The sequence below is a fragment of the Paenibacillus sp. CH40 genome (assembly GCF_024213605.1).
In the GTDB taxonomy this organism is placed as follows: Bacteria; Bacillota; Bacilli; order Paenibacillales; family Paenibacillaceae; genus Paenibacillus; species Paenibacillus polymyxa_B.
The window spans coordinates 749,734-770,482 of the sequence record NZ_JANAVQ010000002.1 but is presented as its reverse complement, the minus strand read 5'-3'; the positions used below and the strand labels follow the sequence as shown (position 1 = coordinate 770,482).

General features: G+C 42.8%; 14 protein-coding genes and 4 pseudogenes. 16 read left to right on the top strand and 2 right to left on the bottom strand.

Annotated elements, in window-relative coordinates; all coding sequences use genetic code 11:
• Positions 1 to 52: 52 nt before the first annotated feature.
• From NLX73_RS10045 to NLX73_RS10035, 3 genes are all read left to right on the top strand, one after another.
• The gene (locus tag NLX73_RS10045; RefSeq protein WP_254326031.1) at positions 53 to 568 is read left to right on the top strand and encodes an OsmC family protein; all 516 of its coding nucleotides are present in this window, start codon (positions 53 to 55) and stop codon (positions 566 to 568) included.
• A gap of 276 nt (positions 569 to 844) precedes the next feature.
• Positions 845 to 1,102: a YciI family protein gene (locus NLX73_RS10040; RefSeq protein ID WP_134910491.1), complete on the top strand. Its 258-nt coding sequence runs from the start codon at positions 845 to 847 to the stop codon at positions 1,100 to 1,102.
• 1,487 nt (positions 1,103 to 2,589) lie between these two features.
• The gene (locus NLX73_RS10035; protein ID WP_250267910.1) at positions 2,590 to 3,558 is read left to right on the top strand and encodes a LacI family DNA-binding transcriptional regulator; all 969 of its coding nucleotides are present in this window, start codon (positions 2,590 to 2,592) and stop codon (positions 3,556 to 3,558) included.
• Between the two features lie 219 nt (positions 3,559 to 3,777).
• Here NLX73_RS10035 and rpoN read toward each other — a convergent pair whose 3' ends face one another.
• Positions 3,778 to 5,160, bottom strand: coding sequence for an RNA polymerase factor sigma-54 (gene rpoN, locus NLX73_RS10030; protein ID WP_254326030.1), 1,383 nt, complete (start codon positions 5,158 to 5,160; stop codon positions 3,778 to 3,780).
• 274 nt (positions 5,161 to 5,434) lie between these two features.
• Between rpoN and NLX73_RS10025 the strand changes: the two genes are divergently transcribed.
• From NLX73_RS10025 to NLX73_RS09970, 13 genes and pseudogenes are all read left to right on the top strand, one after another.
• Positions 5,435 to 6,256 (top strand): Cof-type HAD-IIB family hydrolase, encoded by an 822-nt coding sequence (locus tag NLX73_RS10025; protein WP_254326029.1) that lies wholly within the window; start codon positions 5,435 to 5,437, stop codon positions 6,254 to 6,256.
• A gap of 49 nt (positions 6,257 to 6,305) precedes the next feature.
• Positions 6,306 to 9,086 (top strand): sigma-54-dependent transcriptional regulator, encoded by a 2,781-nt coding sequence (locus NLX73_RS10020; RefSeq protein WP_254326028.1) that lies wholly within the window; start codon positions 6,306 to 6,308, stop codon positions 9,084 to 9,086.
• Between the two features lie 200 nt (positions 9,087 to 9,286).
• Entirely contained in the window at positions 9,287 to 9,706 is a 420-nt protein-coding gene (locus tag NLX73_RS10015) for a PTS sugar transporter subunit IIA (RefSeq protein ID WP_039269820.1), read from the top strand.
• A gap of 1 nt (position 9,707) precedes the next feature.
• The gene (locus tag NLX73_RS10010) at positions 9,708 to 10,190 is read left to right on the top strand and encodes a mannose/fructose/sorbose PTS transporter subunit IIB (protein ID WP_039269822.1); all 483 of its coding nucleotides are present in this window, start codon (positions 9,708 to 9,710) and stop codon (positions 10,188 to 10,190) included.
• 39 nt (positions 10,191 to 10,229) lie between these two features.
• Positions 10,230 to 11,000 carry a PTS mannose/fructose/sorbose transporter subunit IIC gene (locus NLX73_RS10005; RefSeq protein ID WP_023988666.1) on the top strand — a complete coding sequence of 257 codons (771 nt, stop codon included), beginning with the start codon at positions 10,230 to 10,232 and terminating at the stop codon, positions 10,998 to 11,000.
• A gap of 28 nt (positions 11,001 to 11,028) precedes the next feature.
• On the top strand, positions 11,029 to 11,853 hold the full coding sequence (manZ, locus tag NLX73_RS10000) for a PTS mannose transporter subunit IID (RefSeq protein ID WP_165176079.1): 825 nt from the start codon (positions 11,029 to 11,031) through the stop codon (positions 11,851 to 11,853).
• A gap of 205 nt (positions 11,854 to 12,058) precedes the next feature.
• Positions 12,059 to 12,184: pseudogene (locus tag NLX73_RS09995) on the top strand (PTS mannose/fructose/sorbose transporter subunit IIC); the annotation flags it as partial.
• A gap of 142 nt (positions 12,185 to 12,326) precedes the next feature.
• Positions 12,327 to 12,446, top strand: a pseudogene (locus NLX73_RS09990) (PTS system mannose/fructose/sorbose family transporter subunit IID); the annotation flags it as partial.
• Between the two features lie 125 nt (positions 12,447 to 12,571).
• Positions 12,572 to 13,618 (top strand): annotated as a pseudogene (locus NLX73_RS25110) (glycoside hydrolase family 32 protein); the annotation flags it as partial.
• Positions 13,619 to 13,708: 90 nt separating this feature from the next.
• The gene (locus tag NLX73_RS09980) at positions 13,709 to 17,476 is read left to right on the top strand and encodes a GH32 C-terminal domain-containing protein (protein WP_367997096.1); all 3,768 of its coding nucleotides are present in this window, start codon (positions 13,709 to 13,711) and stop codon (positions 17,474 to 17,476) included.
• A gap of 172 nt (positions 17,477 to 17,648) precedes the next feature.
• Positions 17,649 to 17,810 (top strand): annotated as a pseudogene (locus NLX73_RS25105) (DeoR family transcriptional regulator); the annotation flags it as partial.
• Between the two features lie 9 nt (positions 17,811 to 17,819).
• Positions 17,820 to 18,416 carry a DeoR/GlpR family DNA-binding transcription regulator gene (locus tag NLX73_RS09975; protein ID WP_155271685.1) on the top strand — a complete coding sequence of 199 codons (597 nt, stop codon included), beginning with the start codon at positions 17,820 to 17,822 and terminating at the stop codon, positions 18,414 to 18,416.
• A gap of 27 nt (positions 18,417 to 18,443) precedes the next feature.
• On the top strand, positions 18,444 to 19,247 hold the full coding sequence (locus NLX73_RS09970) for a Cof-type HAD-IIB family hydrolase (RefSeq protein ID WP_250267915.1): 804 nt from the start codon (positions 18,444 to 18,446) through the stop codon (positions 19,245 to 19,247).
• Positions 19,248 to 19,760: 513 nt separating this feature from the next.
• Here the strand turns inward: NLX73_RS09970 and NLX73_RS09965 are convergent.
• Positions 19,761 to 20,735, bottom strand: a complete 975-nt coding sequence (locus NLX73_RS09965; RefSeq protein ID WP_069291553.1) for a carbohydrate kinase family protein — start codon at positions 20,733 to 20,735, stop codon at positions 19,761 to 19,763.
• Positions 20,736 to 20,749: the final 14 nt, after the last annotated feature.

Here is a 20,749-nt window from a genome sequence, read left to right as displayed (position 1 = left end):
AGGATCCAATTAAATTGGTCTATGAAAAATATAAAATAGAGGAGTCCTAAATATGAGTGAAATGAACGGTGTAGATGTGAATATGCTCGGAAGCTTGGCAGAAAAATATAAGGAAAATCCTGAGGATGCGATTACAAGTTTTGCTTCTACAGTAAAATGGAAAGATGGGTTTTACTCGGAGGCCGAGGTTGGGGACTATAAGCCGGTACCCATTGATGAACCAGAGTGGCTATCCGGAACTGGAAAAGGGCCTAATCCCGTTGAGCTTTTGTTAAGTGCACTTGGCGCTTGTGTAGGTGTTGGATTCATTGCAACAGCTAGTGGTATGGGGATTAAAGTAAATTCGTTGGACGTTGATGTTACTGGCGAAATAGATCTGAACGTTTTCTTTGGCTTAAAAGAGGGGAATTCTGGCTTTGATGAAATAAACGTTCGTTTCAATGTGGACAGTGACGCAGATGAAGCGCAGGTTGAAAAGTTGATTGCAAAAGCCATAGAAATATCACCTGTGAGAAACACCATTGAAAGAAACGTTAAAGTGACTTCGGAGTATACACTCCACAGTTAAAACGTAAGCGTCAAACCCAGTACACCTGTAAACCCAACACCAGTTATGAGATCTTAGGCATATCTTAACTCAAGGAGATTTGCCAGATGACCAAAGCAGAACGACACCAGCAGTAATGGACGGAGCGCATCACGGACTATCGAGCCAGTGGCCTCACTGTATGAAAAACGTGAAGATCACGAAATTGTGTACTAATTCAAAAGATTCGTGCTATTAAGAATATAAAGGCTTCATAGACTTGGTAATCTATTTTTCATTCACTTAAGGAGTGGTACAATGGCACATTACGCAGCAATCTTGCACATAGTTGACCCGGGAAAAAGACAAGAGTTACATCCTAAGCACCTGGAATTTTTGAACAAAATGAAGGAACAGGGGAAAATTTATGCCATGGGACCTTTTGTTGATGGGGCCGGCGGTCTAGTCATTTACGTTGCAGATTCATTGGAAGAGGCACAGGCGATGGTTGAAAAAGACCCGTATGTGTCGGAAAAAGCGCTTCGCTTGGAACTTCATGAGTGGAAAATGGTATAAATGAATATACATTTCTCTTTTAGGTTTCGTTTAAAGCCGTCAACGCTACTATAATATCAAGAGGCCCCCAGTATAGGGAGCCTCTTTTTTGGGTGCACCTCACAGTCGCATCATTAGGTGGTTCAAATCCACCGGGTAACTTTACCCTTTAAAGTGCCGTAGCCAAAGCAGACATCCGGCAGCTAAGTTTGAAATTCTTTCTGATGAAACCTCTAGTGAAGGACTATGTACTGTTATAATGACAAGAAGAAAAAGGCTAATTTATTATATGAGCAATATATGACTGAGTCTAAACAGAAATACGGACTAGAAGAAATCAACGAGGAAAAATTATGAGGCCCGTGGGAGTAATAAAGCAATCTCAACAATAATATGGTATTTAAACTTATTGAAAATAAAAAGTGAACTCAATGAAAATGTTTTGAGATTTCCCCTCATTCTTGATAGTCCTAACAATGTTGAGTCTGACGACAGCAAAGAAGAGGCTTTATTTGAATTTATATTTAATAATAGACCTGAAAATTCGCAATTGATACTATCAACATTAGGATTTAACCAAGGAAATTATACGATTTCGTAGTAGACAATGTAATTGAACTTTCAAATGAGAAATATTGTTTACTAAATCATAAGGATTACTTTGATAATGAGCAAATAATAAGGGAAATTCATGACCTATAAAAAAAGTGTCAAATTGGTTTTTCAATTTGACACTTTTTTATATTGGATAGGATAATGAGTCGTGTATCCTAAATTGCAAAAGATCTGTAAAGACTTATGAGTAGGTTCATTTTCGAATGGAACTCCTACGAATGATATTATTTGTTTTTAGTGTAGTGATCGCTAACTAGTATTGGGCATGGAGACGGAGAATTGAGATAAGCATTTCCCCTCAATTTTAGACGTGTAAGTTTCCAATTAAGGTGCAACAGATAAATGACATTTTACAATACAGTCTATATAAGAAGTGACAAATGATAATACAGAAAGTGTCATTTTCATAGTACAGAAAGTGTCATTTTCATAGTACAGAAAGTGGCGTTTATAGGCTGTATTAATGACAAAACTAATTACAGCCGACAGGAGAATGTTTATTTTATTGCTTTTTAGAACTTGACCCTATGATCTCTATAGTAAAAAGAAACTTGCAGTCTATTATGCACTACAAGCATCCACGATCTGATTTATGATGAATTATTCAAACTACCGATGTTATTATGGAAGGACATTTCAGTACAAGGATCGTGCAGAAGTGATTGTAAAAGAAGGACTTCAAAAAGTGGCCATACTAAAACAAGAAGGATAGAGATGAATATGAACAGATGTAGAGGACAAGGACGTATACCTAATGGAATCCGCGCTGGTGCTTCAGCCCGGTAAGGAAGATAAAGAGCTTCAGCGAAAAAAGAGCATCAACAAAATTGAAACGTTTCCATCTTAGTGTTATTATAATTTTCATAAAGAGAGATAGGGGGAGGGAGATGCCGATGCCAAGTATTAAAGATGTAGCTAGCTTAGCTGGCGTAGCTGTAGGAACTGTATCCCGCGTTATTAACAACTCGGGCTCTGTAAAACCAGATACACGCAGAAAAGTGGAGGAAGCTATACAAGAACTGAATTATTTTCCTAATGAAGTCGCTCGAAATTTCAAGATGAGGAAATCCAAGATGGTAGCCTTGCTGCTTCCAAGTATCTGGCATCCTTTTTTTTCTGAACTGGCTTATTACATTGAGGATGAGTTGGATCGGGAAGGCTTTAAGCTTATGTTGTGTAATAGCGGCGGCAAGCCCGAAAAAGAACTGTATTATCTGGATATGCTACGGCAAAACAAAGTGGCTGGTATTGTCGGCATTACTTACAATGATATAGAAAATAGCGTAAGCAATGACATTCCGATTGTAAGTATTGATAGGCACTTCAACAAAAAAATTACTTGTGTGACCTCCGATAATTATGAGGGAGGGCGTCTGGCTTTGAGGGAGCTTGTTAAAGTGGGAGCCCAGAAACCGGCTTTTATGGGAAGCGTCACTTCCATTTTCAGTGAAACCATGAATCGGAGAAAAGGTTTCATTCATGAGGCGCAAATATTGGGAGTCGATTATGTAATCTACGAGAAGCCCGACCCTATAGTGAACGACGATGCCTATTTTAACGAGTTCCTAAATGAGCATCGCGATGTGGACGGCATTTTTGCTATTACCGATATGTTAGCCGCCAACTATATAGAAAGAGCACGCAGGGAGGGCATTCGCGTTCCAGAGGATGTAAAGGTTATCGGCTACGACGGGATTCAGGACCATCCTTATTTTCATCCGATATTGTCTACAATCAGGCAGCCAGTGGAGGAGATGGCACGTATGACAATCAGACTGCTTTATAAGAAAATCGAAGGTGAAACTTTAGATCAGCAAGTGTATCGTCTCCCCGTTGTCTTCAAGCAAGGCGAAACTACATGATTTTATTGTAAAAATATTAGCTCATTCGGTCGATTCATAGTATGGATCTACTAACTGATGTTTTTCTCACAGCAAATTGGAAGCGTTTCAAAAGTGAAAACATCCAGTTCAAGAAAGGGGGTGGAATGGTGAATTCAAGAACTAGCGAGTCGGATCATTCAGGATCAAGCCAAATCGAAAAATATGGAACCAGATCAAACGCGACTATTCCTTAAACATTTAAACTTCAAACTTTTTTCTTTTGGCAGAAGAAAGATATCTCAGTTCTTCCCGATATTTCGCCACGGTTCTGCGTGATAGATGCAAACCTTCCTTTCCCAGCAGGGTAGTAATAGCCTGATCCGATAACGGTTTTTGCTTGTCCTCATCATCTATCAAATTTTTGATACGCTTTTTTGCACTCTCCGATGAGGCAACATCTCCGTCCGCTGACGTCAAGGAGGAAGTAAAGAAAAATTTGAGTTCGAACAATCCGCGAGGCGTCTGTATAAATTTATTACTGACCGCCCTGCTGACTGTGGATTCGTGTAAGCCCGTCTTATCGGCAATCTCCTTTTGGGTGATTGGTTTGAGGAAATACACGCCATGCTCAAAAAAATCCTGCTGCTTTTCCACAATGGCCTTGGCAACCCGTAGAAGGGTCAGCCGACGTTGCTTCAGGCTATTGACCAGCCATTTTGCCGTATTCATCTTCTCATGGATAAAACGTTTGGTTTCACTATTCGGTAGATCCTGCATCATTTGCCGGTAAAAAGGGTTGATCTCAACCCGCGGCGCACTAATGTCATTAATCAGGACAAGATATTCCCCGTTGGCTTTTTCGACCGTGATATCTGCTATGATGTATTGCTGCTCTTTATGAGCAAATGCTGCGCCCGGGCATGGATTTAGCTTGCGAATTCGATCGGCCATCTGTATAACCTCTTGCCTACCGATTTCAAGAGCATCCGCAATTTTTTGTATCCGATTGTTCGCCAGATCGGCCAGATGGTTGCTTACCATTCTGACTATGCATTCATCATCCATGCCAGCAAGCTGGAGCTGGAGAAGAAGACATTCTTCCAAGCTGTAAGAGGCGATCCCTGGTGGATCAAAACTCTGTATCACCAAGAGCATATCCTCAATTTCGGCTATGGGAACGTCCAATAGTGAGGCGACCGTTGGAACATCAAGTTCTAAATATCCCATTTCATTCAAATTGCCAATGAGGTACCGTGCCACCATACGCTGTGAATTTGTAAGCCCACATACCAGTCCAAGCTGCCTGTTCAGATGTTCAAACAGGGTATCATTCGGATTGGGGACAAAATCCAGAAATGTAACGGGATTTGCTCGCTGGACCGATGGATATTTTTCTCCGCCACGATAATGTTCAAGCAGATCTCCTTGATCTTTCTGTGAAAACCGCTCTGCTTCTTCTTTGATACTGCCTATGGACATATTTAACTCCGGCAAATCAATGACTGGATTATTGTTCGCCTGTTCATGCAGAAAGGATATTAAATCAGCCGAAGAATATTGCAAGATCGTGATTGCTTGTCGCAATTCGGGCGTCATAACCAGCTTGAATCCTTGTTCCTGTTGTAATCCATATCGTATCATTGACTTATTCAAACTCCTTTTCCATACATTTCCGGTACAAATTCACAGTCAGTCATTTATGAAAGATCTACTTCTCTAAGCCTATGCAATTCTCCTGCCTAGATGTTAACGTTACCGAGTAATTTTATCTGATAGAAACGATTCATAAACAAGCCAAAGCTTGTCGTAATAAGTAACAGTTATTATGTGTGTTGTATTTTTGGTTATATACGTTATCTTTCTTGTATACTCATTCATTGAATAACAAAATACACTGGAGCTGGAGGAATCATTTATGGAAACTTATAAAATTGTCTGCATTGATATTGACGGGACGCTGCTTAACTCGGCGCATCAAATCACGGAAGCAACCAAAGAAACCATTCTCCAGGTTATAAATGATAAGCAGATTCCAGTGGTTCTTGTCTCTGCGCGAATGCCAAAAGCAATTATTCCATTGCAGAATCATCTTGGTATTTCTGAGCCTCTCATATGCTACAGTGGGGCACTTGTTATAGATAAACACGGGAACAAGCTGAACACCCGTTATATAGATAAGAAAATGACACAGCGTTTGCTTGACAGCCTGGCTGCTTATGATATTCACGTAAGCCTGTATAAGGATGATGAGTGGTATATTGAGCAATTGGATGCATGGGCGCTTCAAGAACGTGACATCACTAATATCGAGCCTCGCATTTATAGTTTTTCTAAGCTTACCAATGGTTGGAGGGAAGAGACTGATGGAACCAGTAAAATTTTGTGCATGGGTGATCCCGAAGAGATCAGACGCGTCCTTCAAGTATTGCGACCCCTATACGGCGAAGAAGTAAATCTCTACTTATCCAAGCCTACTTATCTGGAAATCATGTCAAAAAAGGCTTCCAAAACGGCAGCCATTCAAATTCTGCTAAAAGAGTACCAACTGAAACAAAGCGATTGTCTGGCTATGGGTGACAACTACAATGATATCGACATGCTGGCCTTTGCGGGACTTGGTATTGCCATGGAAAATGCTCCCCTTGAGGTCAAAGCTGCTGCCAACACCGTTACTCTCTCGAATGACGAGGATGGAGTAGCTCATGCGCTGAAAAACCATATTCTGTTCCCTAAATAAGCAGGTTGAAATCAATTTCCAATGACTGGTTCAGGCTGGAGGAATACAGGTGAAAAGAATAGATAAGATTTTAGAGTATATTGCCGAAAGCACCAAGAAAATTTCCAAAGAGGCTTTATTTGCGGGGGAAGGGATTACGGCTGCGGAAATTGCTGATGATCAAAAGATGTTGAGAAACAATGTGAGCAAAGAGTTGAATAATCTGCTGCGTGACGATCTAATCCTTAAAATCAAAGGAAGACCGGTCAGATTTCTGCATAAGCAGATTATCGAGGACACCTTTCAGGTTCGGCTGAAAGAGAAACAAATTGAGGTCAAAAGCATCAAAGAGGTATTGCTGCCTGACGAACAGGTCGATCCGTTCCATGCCTTGATCGGTTTCAGGGGCAGCATGCGTAACCAGGTTGAGCAGGGGAAGGCAGCGATTCTGTATCCTCCTAGAGGTCTGCATACCCTAATAGTCGGGCAGACGGGTGTTGGAAAAACTATGTTTGCCAGGTTGATGTACCATTATGGCAAGTATATGAAGCGGTTTTCAGAGCATGCGCCCTTTATCGTTTTTAACTGCGCTGATTATTTCAATAACCCCCACTTGCTACTTTCCCACATCTTTGGTCACGTTAAAGGGGCGTTTACAGGCGCTGATCATGAAAAAGCAGGGCTGGTGGAGAAAGCTGACGGAGGCATCCTGTTTTTGGATGAGATTCACCGTTTACCCCCGGAAGGCCAGGAAATGATTTTCTATTTCATGGATACTCACACCTATAACAAATTGGGCGAAACGGATCGAAAAAGAGACGCGAGTGTGTTATTGATTGGAGCTACGACGGAGGATCCCGGATCATCCATGCTGAAAACCTTCATTAGGCGCATACCCATCACAATCAATATCCCTTCCCTTCAGGAACGTGCTATTGAGGAGCAAATGCTGATTTTGAAGCATTTGTTTGCTAACGAGGCCAATAGGGTAAACAAGCCGATTAGGATTGAACCAGAGGTAGTAAGAGCACTGATCGGCAGCGTCACCTACGGCAATATCGGCCAGTTAAAGTCGAACATCCAGCTGGTATGCGCTAAAGGTTTTTTAAACAGCATACATGAAAACAAAGAAGAAATAGGACTTGATTTTAAAAACCTGCCGGGAAATATCCGAGATGGTTTGTTTAATATTGATAAAACGCAATATAAGATGAAGGAAATCGGATGTATTTCCTCGTGTCTATACATTACTCCAGAAGGAAGAAAAGCTTTGGATGAAGAGGTTGTTTCCGAGCTGCCGTTTAACCTTTACAAACTAATTGAAGACAAGATTGGCATGCTGAAGGAAGAAGGGCTCGACGACGCCTACATCCACAGATTTATTGCTACGGATGTCAATATCCATATTAAAAGCTTTTATAACCGTTTTTATAACACCAAGGGGAGCAGGGAACGAATTCTGAAAATTGTGGACAAAGACATCCTTGAATTCTCCGAGCAGATTAAGGAAATGGCCAAAAAGGAACTAAACCGAATTTACAGTGAGAGATTCGTGTATGCTTTCAGTCTTCATTTAAGCGCCTTTTTCAAGCGCACCAGAGAGAAAAAATACGGTGATGCACGAATCTATGAACCGATGAATGAACATGATGAAGAGTACAGACTGGCCCAGACTATCAAAAGTTTGATCGAGTCTAAGTTTGGTGTACATGTACCGGAGGCCGAAATAACTTATATGGCGATTCTTCTGAAATCTGTTGAGGAAGAACGACAGGGTAGTGTGGGAATTATTGTGGCAGCACACGGTACCAGTACAGCGAGCAGCATCGTCGGCGTCGTAGACAGCTTGCTGGGCAGCTCTAATCTTTGTGCTGTTGATATGCCCCTCGATGTCAGTCCTAGGGAAATTTTGGAGCTTATTATCGATAAAGTAAAGAGCATTGACCGTGGTAGAGGCGTGTTGCTGCTGGTTGATATGGGCTCTTTGCTCAATCTTGAAGAAACTATTATGGAACGTGTTGGAATCAATGTAAAGACTATTGATATGGTTTCAACTCCGCTCACGCTGGAGGCTGTCCGAAAGGCCAGTGTTTTTGACATGGGGATAGAGGAGATATACCAATCGCTAAAGGATTTCAGGGGATATAACAATAGCAGCGCCGCAGTGAAAGTAGTTCATAAGGCAATTGTGACGGTTTGCTCCTCCGGCAAAGGTGCAGCGGTCAAATTGAAAGAGTTTGTAGAGAAAGTTGTCTGCGATTTGACGGATGAGGAGATACTGGTTGTCCCGGCAAACGTAAGAGAGTTGGATAAAGTGGTCCAGGATATGCGGTCTAAGCGAACCATTCTTGCCGTGATTGGAGTAAAACGGCCAAGCGAGCCGGAAATCCCGTTTATTCCCTTGGAAAAGCTGATTGAAGCGAGCGGTGAGCAGACATTGAGAGAGCTACTGCTGAATAACAAGCAGATCCCTGCTGTGGATCAAAGTGTAGTCGTCAGGGAGTTATGCGAGGAAAGTCTGAAAGAATTTATGACGTATTTGAATCCCCACAAAATTCTGGGAATGGTGATGAGATTTGTGCAAGAACTGGAACTTGGATTAGAAGTCAAATTTGATTATGCAACAAAAGTCCAAATTTCTACTCACACAGCTTATGCGCTGGAACGTATGGTTATTCGCGATGGACTTGTTTATCAGGGGGAAGTGAAACAGCTCGACCAGCACATATTCGAGGTGGTAAACCGTTCATGCAGCATATTTGTTTCTGGTATGAATCTTATACTTTCTGAAGACGAAAAATATTATATTTGCGAAATGTTGAGCGAAGTATATAACTTTATTCCACAGTAATGGCCAAAGAGTATAAAACGCTTTCATATGTGTATGAAAGCAGTGGAGATTGATAAATAATGATCTGTTCAGACTGGAAAAAAACCTCCGACGCAACGGGGGTTTTTTTGTTGTTTACAAAATTTCTTCTGATCTATACAGAAGTTTGGCACAGAACTTGCATTATAGATATGTGGAGAGAAAAAAAGGGGGTGAGACAGATGATCGGTGTAATTGTTGGGACACACGGGAAATTTTCTGAAGAAATACTGAGGTCAACAGAAATGGTTTTCGGCCATTTGGATAATGTGGCAGGTGTTACGTTTGAACCAGGTGAAAGTGTCAGCGGACTTGTAGAGAAATATAAGGCTGCGTTGGCATCGCTGGATTGGACGGACGGTGTTATCTTCCTTGTTGATCTATTCGGCGGCAGTCCTTATAATGCTGCCAGCCGAATTGCAGTTAACCATGAAAAAATGGATATTGTGACAGGAGTAAACCTGCCAATGATCGTTGACCTTCTTGCAAACAGAGGAATTGAACAAGTGGAGAATTTGGTAAATTTAGCGATCCATGCAGGGCACGATTCCATGATGTCTTTTCGTGCCATTCGAAACAGTCAATTAGAGGAGGAATTATAGAATGGAAATTGCATTAGTTCGTATTGATGACCGTCTGATTCACGGTCAGGTGGCGACCGTTTGGGTGAAAGAAGCGAAGTGCAATAAGATTATCGCCGTTAGCGATGATGTCGCAGCGGATACATTACGCAAAACCTTATTGCTTCAGGTGTCGCCGCCTGGAATTAAGGCGTATGTCGTAACGATTAACAAAGCGATAGAGGCTTATAATAACCCCAAATACAGTGATTTTAAAACATTGTTTCTCTTTACCAACCCTACGGATGTACTGCGGGTTGTGGAAGGGGGAGTACCCATCCGCTCGGTGAATGTTGGAGGAATGTGTTTTAAGGAAGGAAAGACACAGATTACCGGGGCGGTATCCGTAAACCAACAGGATGTAGATGCATTTCGTAAGCTGCATGAAAAAGGCATTGAGCTGGAAATCAGAAAAGTAGCCAGTGATCCGAAAATCAACTTGATTACCAAACTGCAGGATATGTGATCGTAAATACCAGGCGGCAACTAGAGAGGAGTTATAGAAATGACTGTTTTTCAAATTGTGATGGTAACACTGGTAGCGGCCATATGTGGCATGGGTAGCGTTCTGGATGAAGGGCAAACCCATCGTCCTCTGATTGCGTGTACGTTGATTGGCCTTGTCCTCGGCGATCTCAAAACTGGCATTATACTTGGCGGTACTCTGGAATTAATGGCTTTGGGATGGATGAATGTAGGAGCATCCATGGCACCAGACGCTGCTCTAGCCAGCGTGGTTTCAACCATTTTGGTCATCGTCGGCCATCAATCGATCGGCGCCGGAATTGCCGTTGCGATTCCAATTGCAGCCGCCGGACAAGTGCTTACCATTTTTGTCAGGACAATTACTGTCTTCTTCCAGCATTTAGCCGATAAGTATGCGGAATCTGCAAATTTCAAAGGAATTGAGCTATGTCACTTTATTGCCTTGCTTTTGCAAGGTCTGCGCGTTGCTTTGCCCGCTGTTTTGGTGGCAGTTGCCGCAGAAACGGGCCTGGTGACTGCTATGCTTAACGCAATTCCGGAGGTTATCACCAGAGGACTACAAATTGCGGGCGGCTTTATCGTCGTCGTAGGGTATGCGATGGTCATTAATATGATGGCAGCCAAATACCTGATGCCATTCTTCTTTCTGGGCTTTGTCATTGCAGCTTTTACCAGCATTAATCTGGTTGGTTTTGGGGTCATTGGCGCGGTTCTGGCTCTGCTTTACATCCAGCTGAGCCCAAAATACAACCAGCGTAATGAGAAGATGGAAGAAATCGAAGAGTTATAGTAACTACCTGAAGGGAGAGGAGAGCACTATGAAAGAAAAGAAGCTGACTAAAAGTGATTTAAATAAGATGTTTGTCCGTTCATGCTTCCTGTTAGGCTCGTTCAATTTTGAGCGAATGCAGTCGATCGGTTTCTGTGTCACCTTGATCCCTGCGATTAAGCGGCTGTACAGCAAGAAAGAAGATCAAAAAGAGGCATTGAAAAGACATCTGGAATTTTTCAACACTCAACCGTTTATCTCGGCGCCTATTATGGGTGTAACGGCTGCGATGGAAGAGCAGAAAGCGAGCGGCCAGCCGATTGACAATGCGACCATAAGTGGAGTCAAAGTCGGTCTAATGGGACCTCTTGCGGGAGTGGGTGACCCCATTTACTGGGGGACTTTACGTCCGGTTCTGGCTGCTCTCGGAGCCTCAATCGCCTTATCCGGCAGCCTTGTCGGACCGGTTCTTTTCTTCCTTCTCTTTAACACTGCACGCTTGGCAACGAAATGGTACGGTCTGAAATACGGTTATCACAAAGGTACGGAGATTGTCTCCGATATGTCGGGAAACCGGTTGCAAAAACTCACGGAGTCAGCCTCCATACTGGGGCTTTTCGTTATGGGCGCACTTGTTTCCAAATGGACTACCCTGAATGTGCCGCTGGTGGTATCAAGTTATGTGGGAACGGATGGAAAAGAGGTTATTACGACCGTTCAGATGATTTTGGATCAATTGATGCCTGGACTTTTACCACTATTATTGACCTTTTTATGTATGAGGCTACTGAAAAAGAAAGTGAACGCAATCGCTCTGATTTTTGCTTTATTCGCAGTAGGCATTATTGGGTACGCATTTGGTGTTTTGGCTTAAAACGTGCCGGTCAGGGAGTCATCCTTGGCCGGACTTTGTCGGATTTTTGTGACCAAAGCAGCGTAAATATAAGATATTGAGCTATAGAGTTAAATATAAACGTTTTGTCAAGAACATTACTTGGAGTTCAAAATATTAAAAGAGGATGTGAAAGATGGTGAAGAGGAAGTTAAGTATGCTGCTTATTTGCAGTGGGCTATAACATCCCTTCTTCTTCCTGGGATTTGTCATTGCCGCTTTCACGAACATCAATCTAGTTGGTTTTGGGATCGTAGGAACTGTGCTGGCTCTGCTATACATCCAGCTCAGTTCGAAATACGGCGGAAATTGAAGAGCTATAAGAAAATATTTTATGAAAGAAGGGGAGTACATATGGAAGAAAAGAAGATGACCAAAAACGACTTAAACAAAATATTCGTACGTTCTTGGTTCCTTAATTCCGACGATTAAGCGGCTGTACAGTAAGGTTACTACCGTTCTTACTGACCTTTCTTTGCATGAGACTGCTTAAAAAGAAAGTGAACGCCATGGCTCTCATTTTTGCGCTATTCGCAATTGGTATTATTGGATACGCTCTCGGTGTCTTGGCTTGAATAATTCTTAAAACTATTTGGTCAAGGAGTTATCCATCACCGGGGATAGGCTTTCATTATGAGGCGTTTTGAACTGATTTATAAAATTAGTTATAAAGGGAGTGAACAAGATGAGGAGTAAAAATATGAATCGGATTTGTTCTTTAGCACTTAGTATCATCTTATTATTATCTTTAACTTCATTCACGAAAGCGTTTGCATCAGATCCAGGATATTATCAGGAAACGTACCGCAATCAATTTCATTTTTCTCCCGAGGCCAACTGGTTGAACGATCCCAATGGAATGGTTTATTACAAGGGTGAATATCATTTATTTTACCAAAATTATCCATATGGAACGACATGGGGACCGATGCATTGGGGGCATGCTGTGAGTAGAGACCTTGTTCATTGGGAACATCTACCTGTTGCACTTTCTCCTGATATCCACGGACAGATTTTTTCCGGAAGCACTGTAATCGACTGGGGAAATACAGCCGGCTTTGGAAAGGAAGCAATGGTAGCCATCTTTACCCATTCAGGTGATAAGGGTCAGGTTCAAAGCATTGCTTACAGCTTGGATAAAGGGAGAACATGGAAAAAATATGAAGGGAATCCGGTAATGCCTGAACCTCCCGCCGCCGATTGGCGCGATCCCAAAGTATTTTGGCATGAACAATCCAATCAGTGGGTGATGTCGTTAGTTGCTAACAATAAGGTGATGTTCTATACTTCTCCCAATTTAAAAAATTGGACTTATGCCAGTGAATTTGGTCCAGATGGTGGAATACAGGCCAATAGTCTGGATTCCACTTCTTACGCGATTTCTTCACAAGAAGGTGGATCATTCAACTATGAGGGCGACATTACCCTTAATGCAAAAAATGGCCGGGAAGGATCAGGAGGACTGGTTTTTCGTTCTGATAAGCGTGCGGCCAACGGCTATGTAGTCAATCTAGATGCCAAAAATGATCGCGTAACTTTAACCAAAAATAGGAATGGAGAAAGCATTGAACTTGGGGCCAGTTCTTTGCGCCTGGATACTTCATCTACCTATCATTTACAAATTGTAACGGATAGACATCACATTCAGGTTTTTGTAAACAACCAATCGGTTATCGAACAAACGGATGATGAATTTGTATACGGCTACTATGGGTTAACCGCATGGAATTCAACAGCCTCTTTTCGAAATGTGAAATTCAATAATACATCAAACTTTGTGACCAATTTGTCAAAATGGACTGTTGTAAGCGGTTCCTGGGAAGACACCGTGAAAGGAATGACCGGGACTTCCGCGGTGAATTCATATGTAATGAGCGGGCAAGCCGGGGAAAACTTTCGATATCAGGCGAACATTGAATTATCGGATGGCGGAGATGAAATCGGCTCACTTGTTTTTCGGGCAGATGCCGAGGTGAGAAATGGATATATGGCGAGCCTCGATGCTCACAACGATAAAATAAAATTGATGAAGCTTGAGGACGGGAAGCAATCAGTCCTAGCCGAGGCCACTGTATCTCTCGCTACGTATACGAATTACCCTTTAGAGGTGAGGACCTATGGAGAGAATATAAAAGTATATTTAGATGGTAAACTTACTCAGGATGTAAATGATTCTACCTTTTCCTCCGGCGTTTTCGGCTTGCATTTGGCGAATTCCTCTGTGCTCTTCCAGAATGTTCAGTTGGGCAAAAATATCATCACAGAGGAGAATGAAATACTTAACCATGATTTTGAAACAGGGGATCTGACTGGGTGGACCAGTGTACAAGGGGAAGCATTTACTAATGACCATGTAACAGATCGAAAGGATTGGTGGGGTGGAACTTTCGACCAGCAAGGCAAGTATCATCTATGGGGGTTTTCCGATAGTCACAAGGGGGATGATGCTACTGGAGAACTGCATTCATCCTATTTCAAACTGGGTGGCTCCGGAGAGATTAACCTGATGATGGGCGGAGGCAAAGACGTCAGCAACCGTTATTTATCGTTAGTCAGAGCTTCTGACGATCAGGAATTGCTTCGTCAAGCAAATACGAAATTCGAAAAGGAAACGTATAGCAGATACGTATGGGATGCTTCCAATTATATTGGTGAAGTGCTATATATCAAAGCTGTAGACAATGCAACGGGAAGCTGGGGGCATATCAACCTGGATGATATCAATGTTTATAATGACAGACCAATTCCGGAAGACGTTGACCAGGTTGCACAAGAGCCGGAAAAAGGCAATTTGCCACAAAGTGGCCTCATAACGGATTGGTCTGCCGTCTCAGGTTCGTGGATACCTTCTACAAACGGAAGTATAGGCGGCGTATGGGAATGTCCTGCATTAATTGAATTGCCTATTGATGGCGACCCTTCAAAAAAGAAATGGGTTCTGCAGGTAAGTATAAATCCGGGAGGACCTGCAGGCGGATCCGGAATGCAATATTTTGTAGGAAGCTTTGATGGGAAAACCTTCACCAATGAGAATTCTTCCGACCAAATATTATGGTCCGATTATGGAGCTGATTATTATGCCGCTGTGGAGTGGAGCGGAATTGAAGGGGAGAAAGGCGAGAAATACTGGCTTGGCTGGATGAGTAACTGGACTTATGCTCAAGATACACCTACTTCAACATGGAGAAGTTCCATGTCACTGCCGCGAATGATGGAACTGACCCAGACAGAGGAAGGATTACGGTTAAAACAAACACCAATTTCTCTGGCCGGCATTCGTGCTGAAACAAAGGGAATTTCATATATAAATGAAAAGATTAAGGGAGAAAGCGACCTCCTATCCAACTTTTCTGACGATACATTTGAAATGATTGCAGAGTTTGATCTTTCCAATACCGAAGCAACTGAGTTTGGTTTTAAGGTTCGTAAAGGAACTGAGGAATATACAACGGTCGGGTATGATGTCTACAATGAAAAGCTGTTCGTTGACCGTACGAATTCCGGGAATTATGATTTCGGACCTGATATCACAAATAAACATGAGGGCCCGCTGAAGGCTTTAAACGGTACGGTGAAAATGCATATTTTTGTTGACCGGTCGGCGCTGGAGGTGTTCGGGAATAATGGAGAAACAGTGATAACTGACCAAATATTCCCTCATCCTTCGAGTAAAGGAATGCAAATCTACAGTAAGGGCGGGGATGTGGAATTAAAGTCTTTGAAAATATTTCCGTTAAAAAGTGTCTGGAAAGTGCCCCCATCTAGTGTCTCCGTACTGTCAGATTGGACGACGATCAGCGGCAAATGGGCGGATACTATCAATGGAAAACAGGGGCAGGGCGTAGGGGATGCGTTTATTCTGGCAAGTAATTTCGGTGAGAACTTTATATATGAAGCGGACATTAAAGTGCCGGATACAGATTCGCATCCCGATGATCCTGAAAAAGATAACATAGAAAACCCCATCGGCGCAGGTGCCTTGGTCTTTCGTTCAGACCCTACGGCAAAAAATGCGTATGCAATTAATCTGGATGTAAGGAATAATGTGGTTAAGTTGATGAAATTTGTTAAAGGTACCGGTAGTGATCTTGCCATCTACAATAATGACGCGAAGCTGAAACTACGGACAAATCAGGATTATCACCTCAAAATTGTAGCTGTCGGGGATACCATAAAGGCTTATTTGGACGGACAACTGGTGATTGATACCAAAGACCAAAGTTACACACGAGGATACTTTGGGTTAAATGTAAGGGATACAACAGCATTCTTTAATAGTGTTCGAATATCAAGTTACAATTCCGGCCATTCCGGTGACAATTTTCAGAACAACAAGGGCAGCGACAGCCAGGCAGTAAAGCTGCCAGTCAAGGCATCTATTCCGGCTTCCGCCACTTCAGGAATATTGGAGTATGCTCCGGGTATTACACAAAAGGCTGATGGCAGGAAAGAAGCCGCAGTGGTCGTGGATGATCTTACTTTGCTTAAAGCTTTGCCGGTAAGAAAAGGTTCTGCACTAACTTTGCATGTGAAAGCTGCTGGGGCTGACGTGGTTATCGTTGAGCTGACCAGCATGGCCAATAAGCTTTGGAGCGAGCATCGAACTCTGGATCTTCAGTTAATTACAGAACTGGGGACGTACACCCTTCCAGCCAGCAGGGTGAATAGAAATACCTCACCTTCCAATAGCGTGCCAGGGCTGCGAATTACGTTATCCAAGGCAACAATGCAGCAAAATGCGGCTATTCAAGAAGCGGCTGTAAAAGCGGGCGCAACCGTGGAAACGACTCCTATAGACTTTAGGGCTGAAGCAGTAACAGGCAGTACAACAACCGCTCTTGATTTCGGTGATACCTATGTGAGCCGGACACTTCCGCTTTCATCAGCGATGGACCCAAATCGTTCCACCGCAGTTTGCTACGACGAAGCCAGAAGGAAACTTATCTTTGTACCGAGCATTTTTCGGGCTGGGGATGATGGAGCCTCCGTTGAAATAAAGCATAATTCCAATGGTGTATATACCGTTGTCAACAGCAGCCCAACCTTCGGTGATTTACCAGCTGGGTACTGGGGCAAAGCCGACATAGAGCTGCTTGCCGCAAAAGGAATTGTTGTCGGTTCGATAAAAGGAATATTTGAGCCATCCAGGCCTGTTACCCGCGCCGAATTTGCCGCTATGCTTGTTCATGCACTTGGGCTTAAAGAACGGGCGACTCCAGCCTTTAGGGATGTAGTCAAGGGTTCATGGTACAGCGGATATCTCAGCGCAGCCTATTCAGCTGGGCTGGTCAAAGGTTATGAAGACGGTGCTTTTCGTCCTGAATCGGGAATTAGCCGCCAGGAGATGGCTCTACTTGTCCATCAAGCATTACAATATACCGGGTATGTCTCAGTCAACAGCAAAAACGGGCAATCGCTAGATGGATATGCCGACCACTCGTCTATCGCGGTTTGGGCGCAAAATGCAGTAGCCGCTGTTACAGCTCAGGGCATCGCACAAGGTATGGACACTGGACACTATGAGCCACATGCAACAACTACCCGCGCCGAGGCGGCAGTTATGATAAAACGTTTGCTTCAAAAGATTGAATTTATCAATAAATAGGCAAAATGAATAAAGTCCCCGGACTCTTAATGCAATATGCACACGGACCGGGGACTTGCTATGTGAAATACACAATATAAGCAATTTGCTTATCTTTATAAAAACACTTAAAAACACTTAACAAAAAGCGTCTAATCGCTTATAGTGAATATAGGGATAGGGGGGGCTTTATATTTACCAAGAGGAACGACTTTTAAAAATTTTGGAGTATCTCCAAAGCCGTAACCAATTATCAAATTCGGAAATTTGTAATTTATTGAACATCTCGAGAGATACGGCAAGAAGGGATATTATTAAGCTTGTTCACGAAGGGGGGGTTATCAGAACCCATGGAGGTATTGCCTTGCCCTTATTAAAAGAAGAAATAAGAGCCTACAAGGAACGTGTAACTTCAGCAACAAAGCAAAAGATGCTCATTGCAAAAGCAGCTTCCGCGCACATCGCTGACGGAGATGTTTGTTTCATGGATGTATCGACTACCATTCAACTGCTCTGTGGGCAATTGGACAAGAATCTCACGGTTTATACACACTCGTTGGATAATGCAGAAGCTTTATCAGCAAAAAGTGAAATTAACATAAACTTGCTCGGGGGCAAATTTAATCATGAAAATCGTTTTTTTTATGACCACTACACGGCTATGCAGTTGAACGATGTTTTTTTTGACAAAGCTTTTTTAGGAGCTGCCGCCATCATGGAAGACGGAGTGTATTTTGCAAACCGTGATGATGCTTTAGTTAAAAAGCTGGTATCGGGACGTGCCAGAGAAGTATTTTTACTTGCTGATTACAAAAAATTTAATTTAACAAGCCCGTTTAAAGGCCTGAATTTATCCGAAATTGATATTTTAATTACAAATCAGGATGCACCGGAGCACTCATTGCTGATGTTGCAGGATAGCGGAGTAGAAATTATCAAGGCGCTTGAGGAAGAATCGTGATAAATAATCGCAAGGGAGCCATCGGCCATGATACAAGCAATCTTTAGCGATATTGATGGGACGTTGTTAAATTCAAAACATCAAATTACGTCCGACACCAAAAATACAATCCAAAAAGTTGTGGGAAGAAATATCCCTTTTGTACTTGTTTCAGCGAGAATGCCAAGCGGCATTTTTCCTCTTCAGCAAGAGCTCAATATTCACGCTCCCGTCATATGTTATAGCGGTGCTCTAATATTGGGCGGCAACAGGGAAATCCTTCATAGCATCTGTTTATCGAAAAAGAGCATTAAACGAATATACGATATTGTAATGGATCATTATCCTTCTATCAGTTTTAACTTGTATGGACATGACCAGTGGATCGTTGGCAACATTCAAAATCCTTGGGTAATTCAGGAAGCGGAAATTATTAATGGCTCCCCCATACAGAGGTTACTCCCCTCATATATAGAAGAAGATCATGATATTCACAAAATTTTATGCATGGGAGATCCCAAAGACATTGAGCGGCTTGTACAACAAATCAATAAAGAAGTTACTGGTATCAGTGTTTATAAATCCAAGGGAACTTATCTGGAAATTATGGATGAGATGGTGTCCAAATCGTATGCCATTCAGGAGCTCGAGGGGATATTTAATATTACTTATCGTGAATCGATGGCCATTGGAGACAACTATAATGACATGGATATGATTTTGTACGCAGGCCTTGGGATTGCAATGGGAAATGCGCCGGAGGAAGTTAAGAAAATTGCCGACAGGGTCACATCGAGCAATGATGAAGACGGTTTGAAAATAGGCTTGGAGGAATACATTTTGTCCGTTTGAAATGATCCAGTGACATTGGATATCCAAACACCAATGATATCAGGATACTAAAACTCTATAATATGATGGCAGTAACTTAACAATGTTTTGTTTTAATTAGGTTAATTAGGCAAGAGCTTTCTCGTTCTGTCCACTGTCATTGTTTACAATGCCTGAATAGTTGGTCGAATTATCATTTTACTCATAGATGTATCATCAGGATCATTTATTGCATTAGCAATAGCTTTGCAATCCGATCAGGATAAATGCTAAGTCTGCAATATGAATTATAATGGTTTATGAGAATATCTGAGTTAATTAAAGATGAAAAGTTTTTGGCAATCGAAAAAAATTCTGGCCTGCCTTATATAAAAGAAAACGACTACGTAGGATAAGTACTCGTTTTCTTTTGATTAAACTCCCTCGATATGTTTTAGTTTCTCACTTCATCTTCAAAAGAATGACTAAAAAGGTATCCAGCGACCTTAGAGATCGTCGGACACCTTTTGCTGTTCTTACGCTTCATTCCTTGATTCAACCTTGCGCTACGAAACGATTAACTTCTTCCAACGACGGCAAGGCTGCAATCGCTCCAACTTTAGTGCACACGATGGCGCCGACTTGATTGGCAAGTGTCACAAATTCCTGCTGCTGCTTCGCGTTGGAGGTAAATGCCTTAGGCTGACTCAGCTGGCTGATTTGATACAGCATTGCTCCGACGAAGGCATCTCCGGCACCAGTAGAGTCGATCGATTTGACAGCGATACTGCCGATTAACGAACGGGAGGCACCACTTGAGATGAGGGTTCCTTCTTTCCCCAAGGTAACCGCCACCGTCTTGGCTCCCAACCCATGCAAAAGATCCAATGAAGCATCGCGGTCAGCCAGCCCTGTAATGATGTTTAATTCCTCTTCGCTTACCTTTACCAAATCCGCATTGTGTATTCCTCTTCTGGACAGTGTGATAAATTCCCCCTGCCTGTCTTTCCAGAGGTCCCCCCGGTAATTGGGATCAAAGGAGGTGAATTGCCCGTTGGCCTTCGCTCCATCCAATAAAGACAAATACGCTTCTCGGAAAGGATCGGCGAGCAAGGCCGTTGCCGATCCAAAATGCAGAATGGCAGCCTGTCGGGTCCATTCTCTATCAATGTCCTGCAGAGACAGTTGACGGTCAGCTCCCCGGTTGAACACGAAATCCCGTTCGCCGTTAGCGGCAAGGGAAACAAAGGCCAGTGTAGTCGGCGTTGACGGATCAAAAAGGAGCATGGACGTATCCACATGCTGCTCATCCAACGTTTGCTTCAGGTACATGCCAAAGGGATCAGCCCCGACTTTCCCCAAGAATGACGCTTTTCCTCCGAGCTTGGCTACGGCTGCGCTTACATTTGCCGGAGCGCCGCCGGCCTGCTTGGAGAAATGCTGACCCTTGGCAAGATTAACATCAATATCCGTGCAGAAAAAATCAATGAGCAACTCGCCCACACAAAGAACCGTTCTGTCATTTTTCACTTTGATTCACCTCT

Coding starts and splice junctions, on each gene's coding strand:
- NLX73_RS10045 (WP_254326031.1), top strand. CDS start 53: ATGAGTGAAATGAACGGTGTAGATGTGAATATGCTCGGAAGCTTGGCA.
- NLX73_RS10040 (WP_134910491.1), top strand. CDS start 845: ATGGCACATTACGCAGCAATCTTGCACATAGTTGACCCGGGAAAAAGA.
- NLX73_RS10035 (WP_250267910.1), top strand. CDS start 2,590: ATGCCAAGTATTAAAGATGTAGCTAGCTTAGCTGGCGTAGCTGTAGGA.
- rpoN (WP_254326030.1), bottom strand. CDS start 5,160: ATGATACGATATGGATTACAACAGGAACAAGGATTCAAGCTGGTTATG.
- NLX73_RS10025 (WP_254326029.1), top strand. CDS start 5,435: ATGGAAACTTATAAAATTGTCTGCATTGATATTGACGGGACGCTGCTT.
- NLX73_RS10015 (WP_039269820.1), top strand. CDS start 9,287: ATGATCGGTGTAATTGTTGGGACACACGGGAAATTTTCTGAAGAAATA.
- NLX73_RS10010 (WP_039269822.1), top strand. CDS start 9,708: ATGGAAATTGCATTAGTTCGTATTGATGACCGTCTGATTCACGGTCAG.
- NLX73_RS10005 (WP_023988666.1), top strand. CDS start 10,230: ATGACTGTTTTTCAAATTGTGATGGTAACACTGGTAGCGGCCATATGT.
- manZ (WP_165176079.1), top strand. CDS start 11,029: ATGAAAGAAAAGAAGCTGACTAAAAGTGATTTAAATAAGATGTTTGTC.
- NLX73_RS09980 (WP_367997096.1), top strand. CDS start 13,709: ATGACCGGGACTTCCGCGGTGAATTCATATGTAATGAGCGGGCAAGCC.
- NLX73_RS09970 (WP_250267915.1), top strand. CDS start 18,444: ATGATACAAGCAATCTTTAGCGATATTGATGGGACGTTGTTAAATTCA.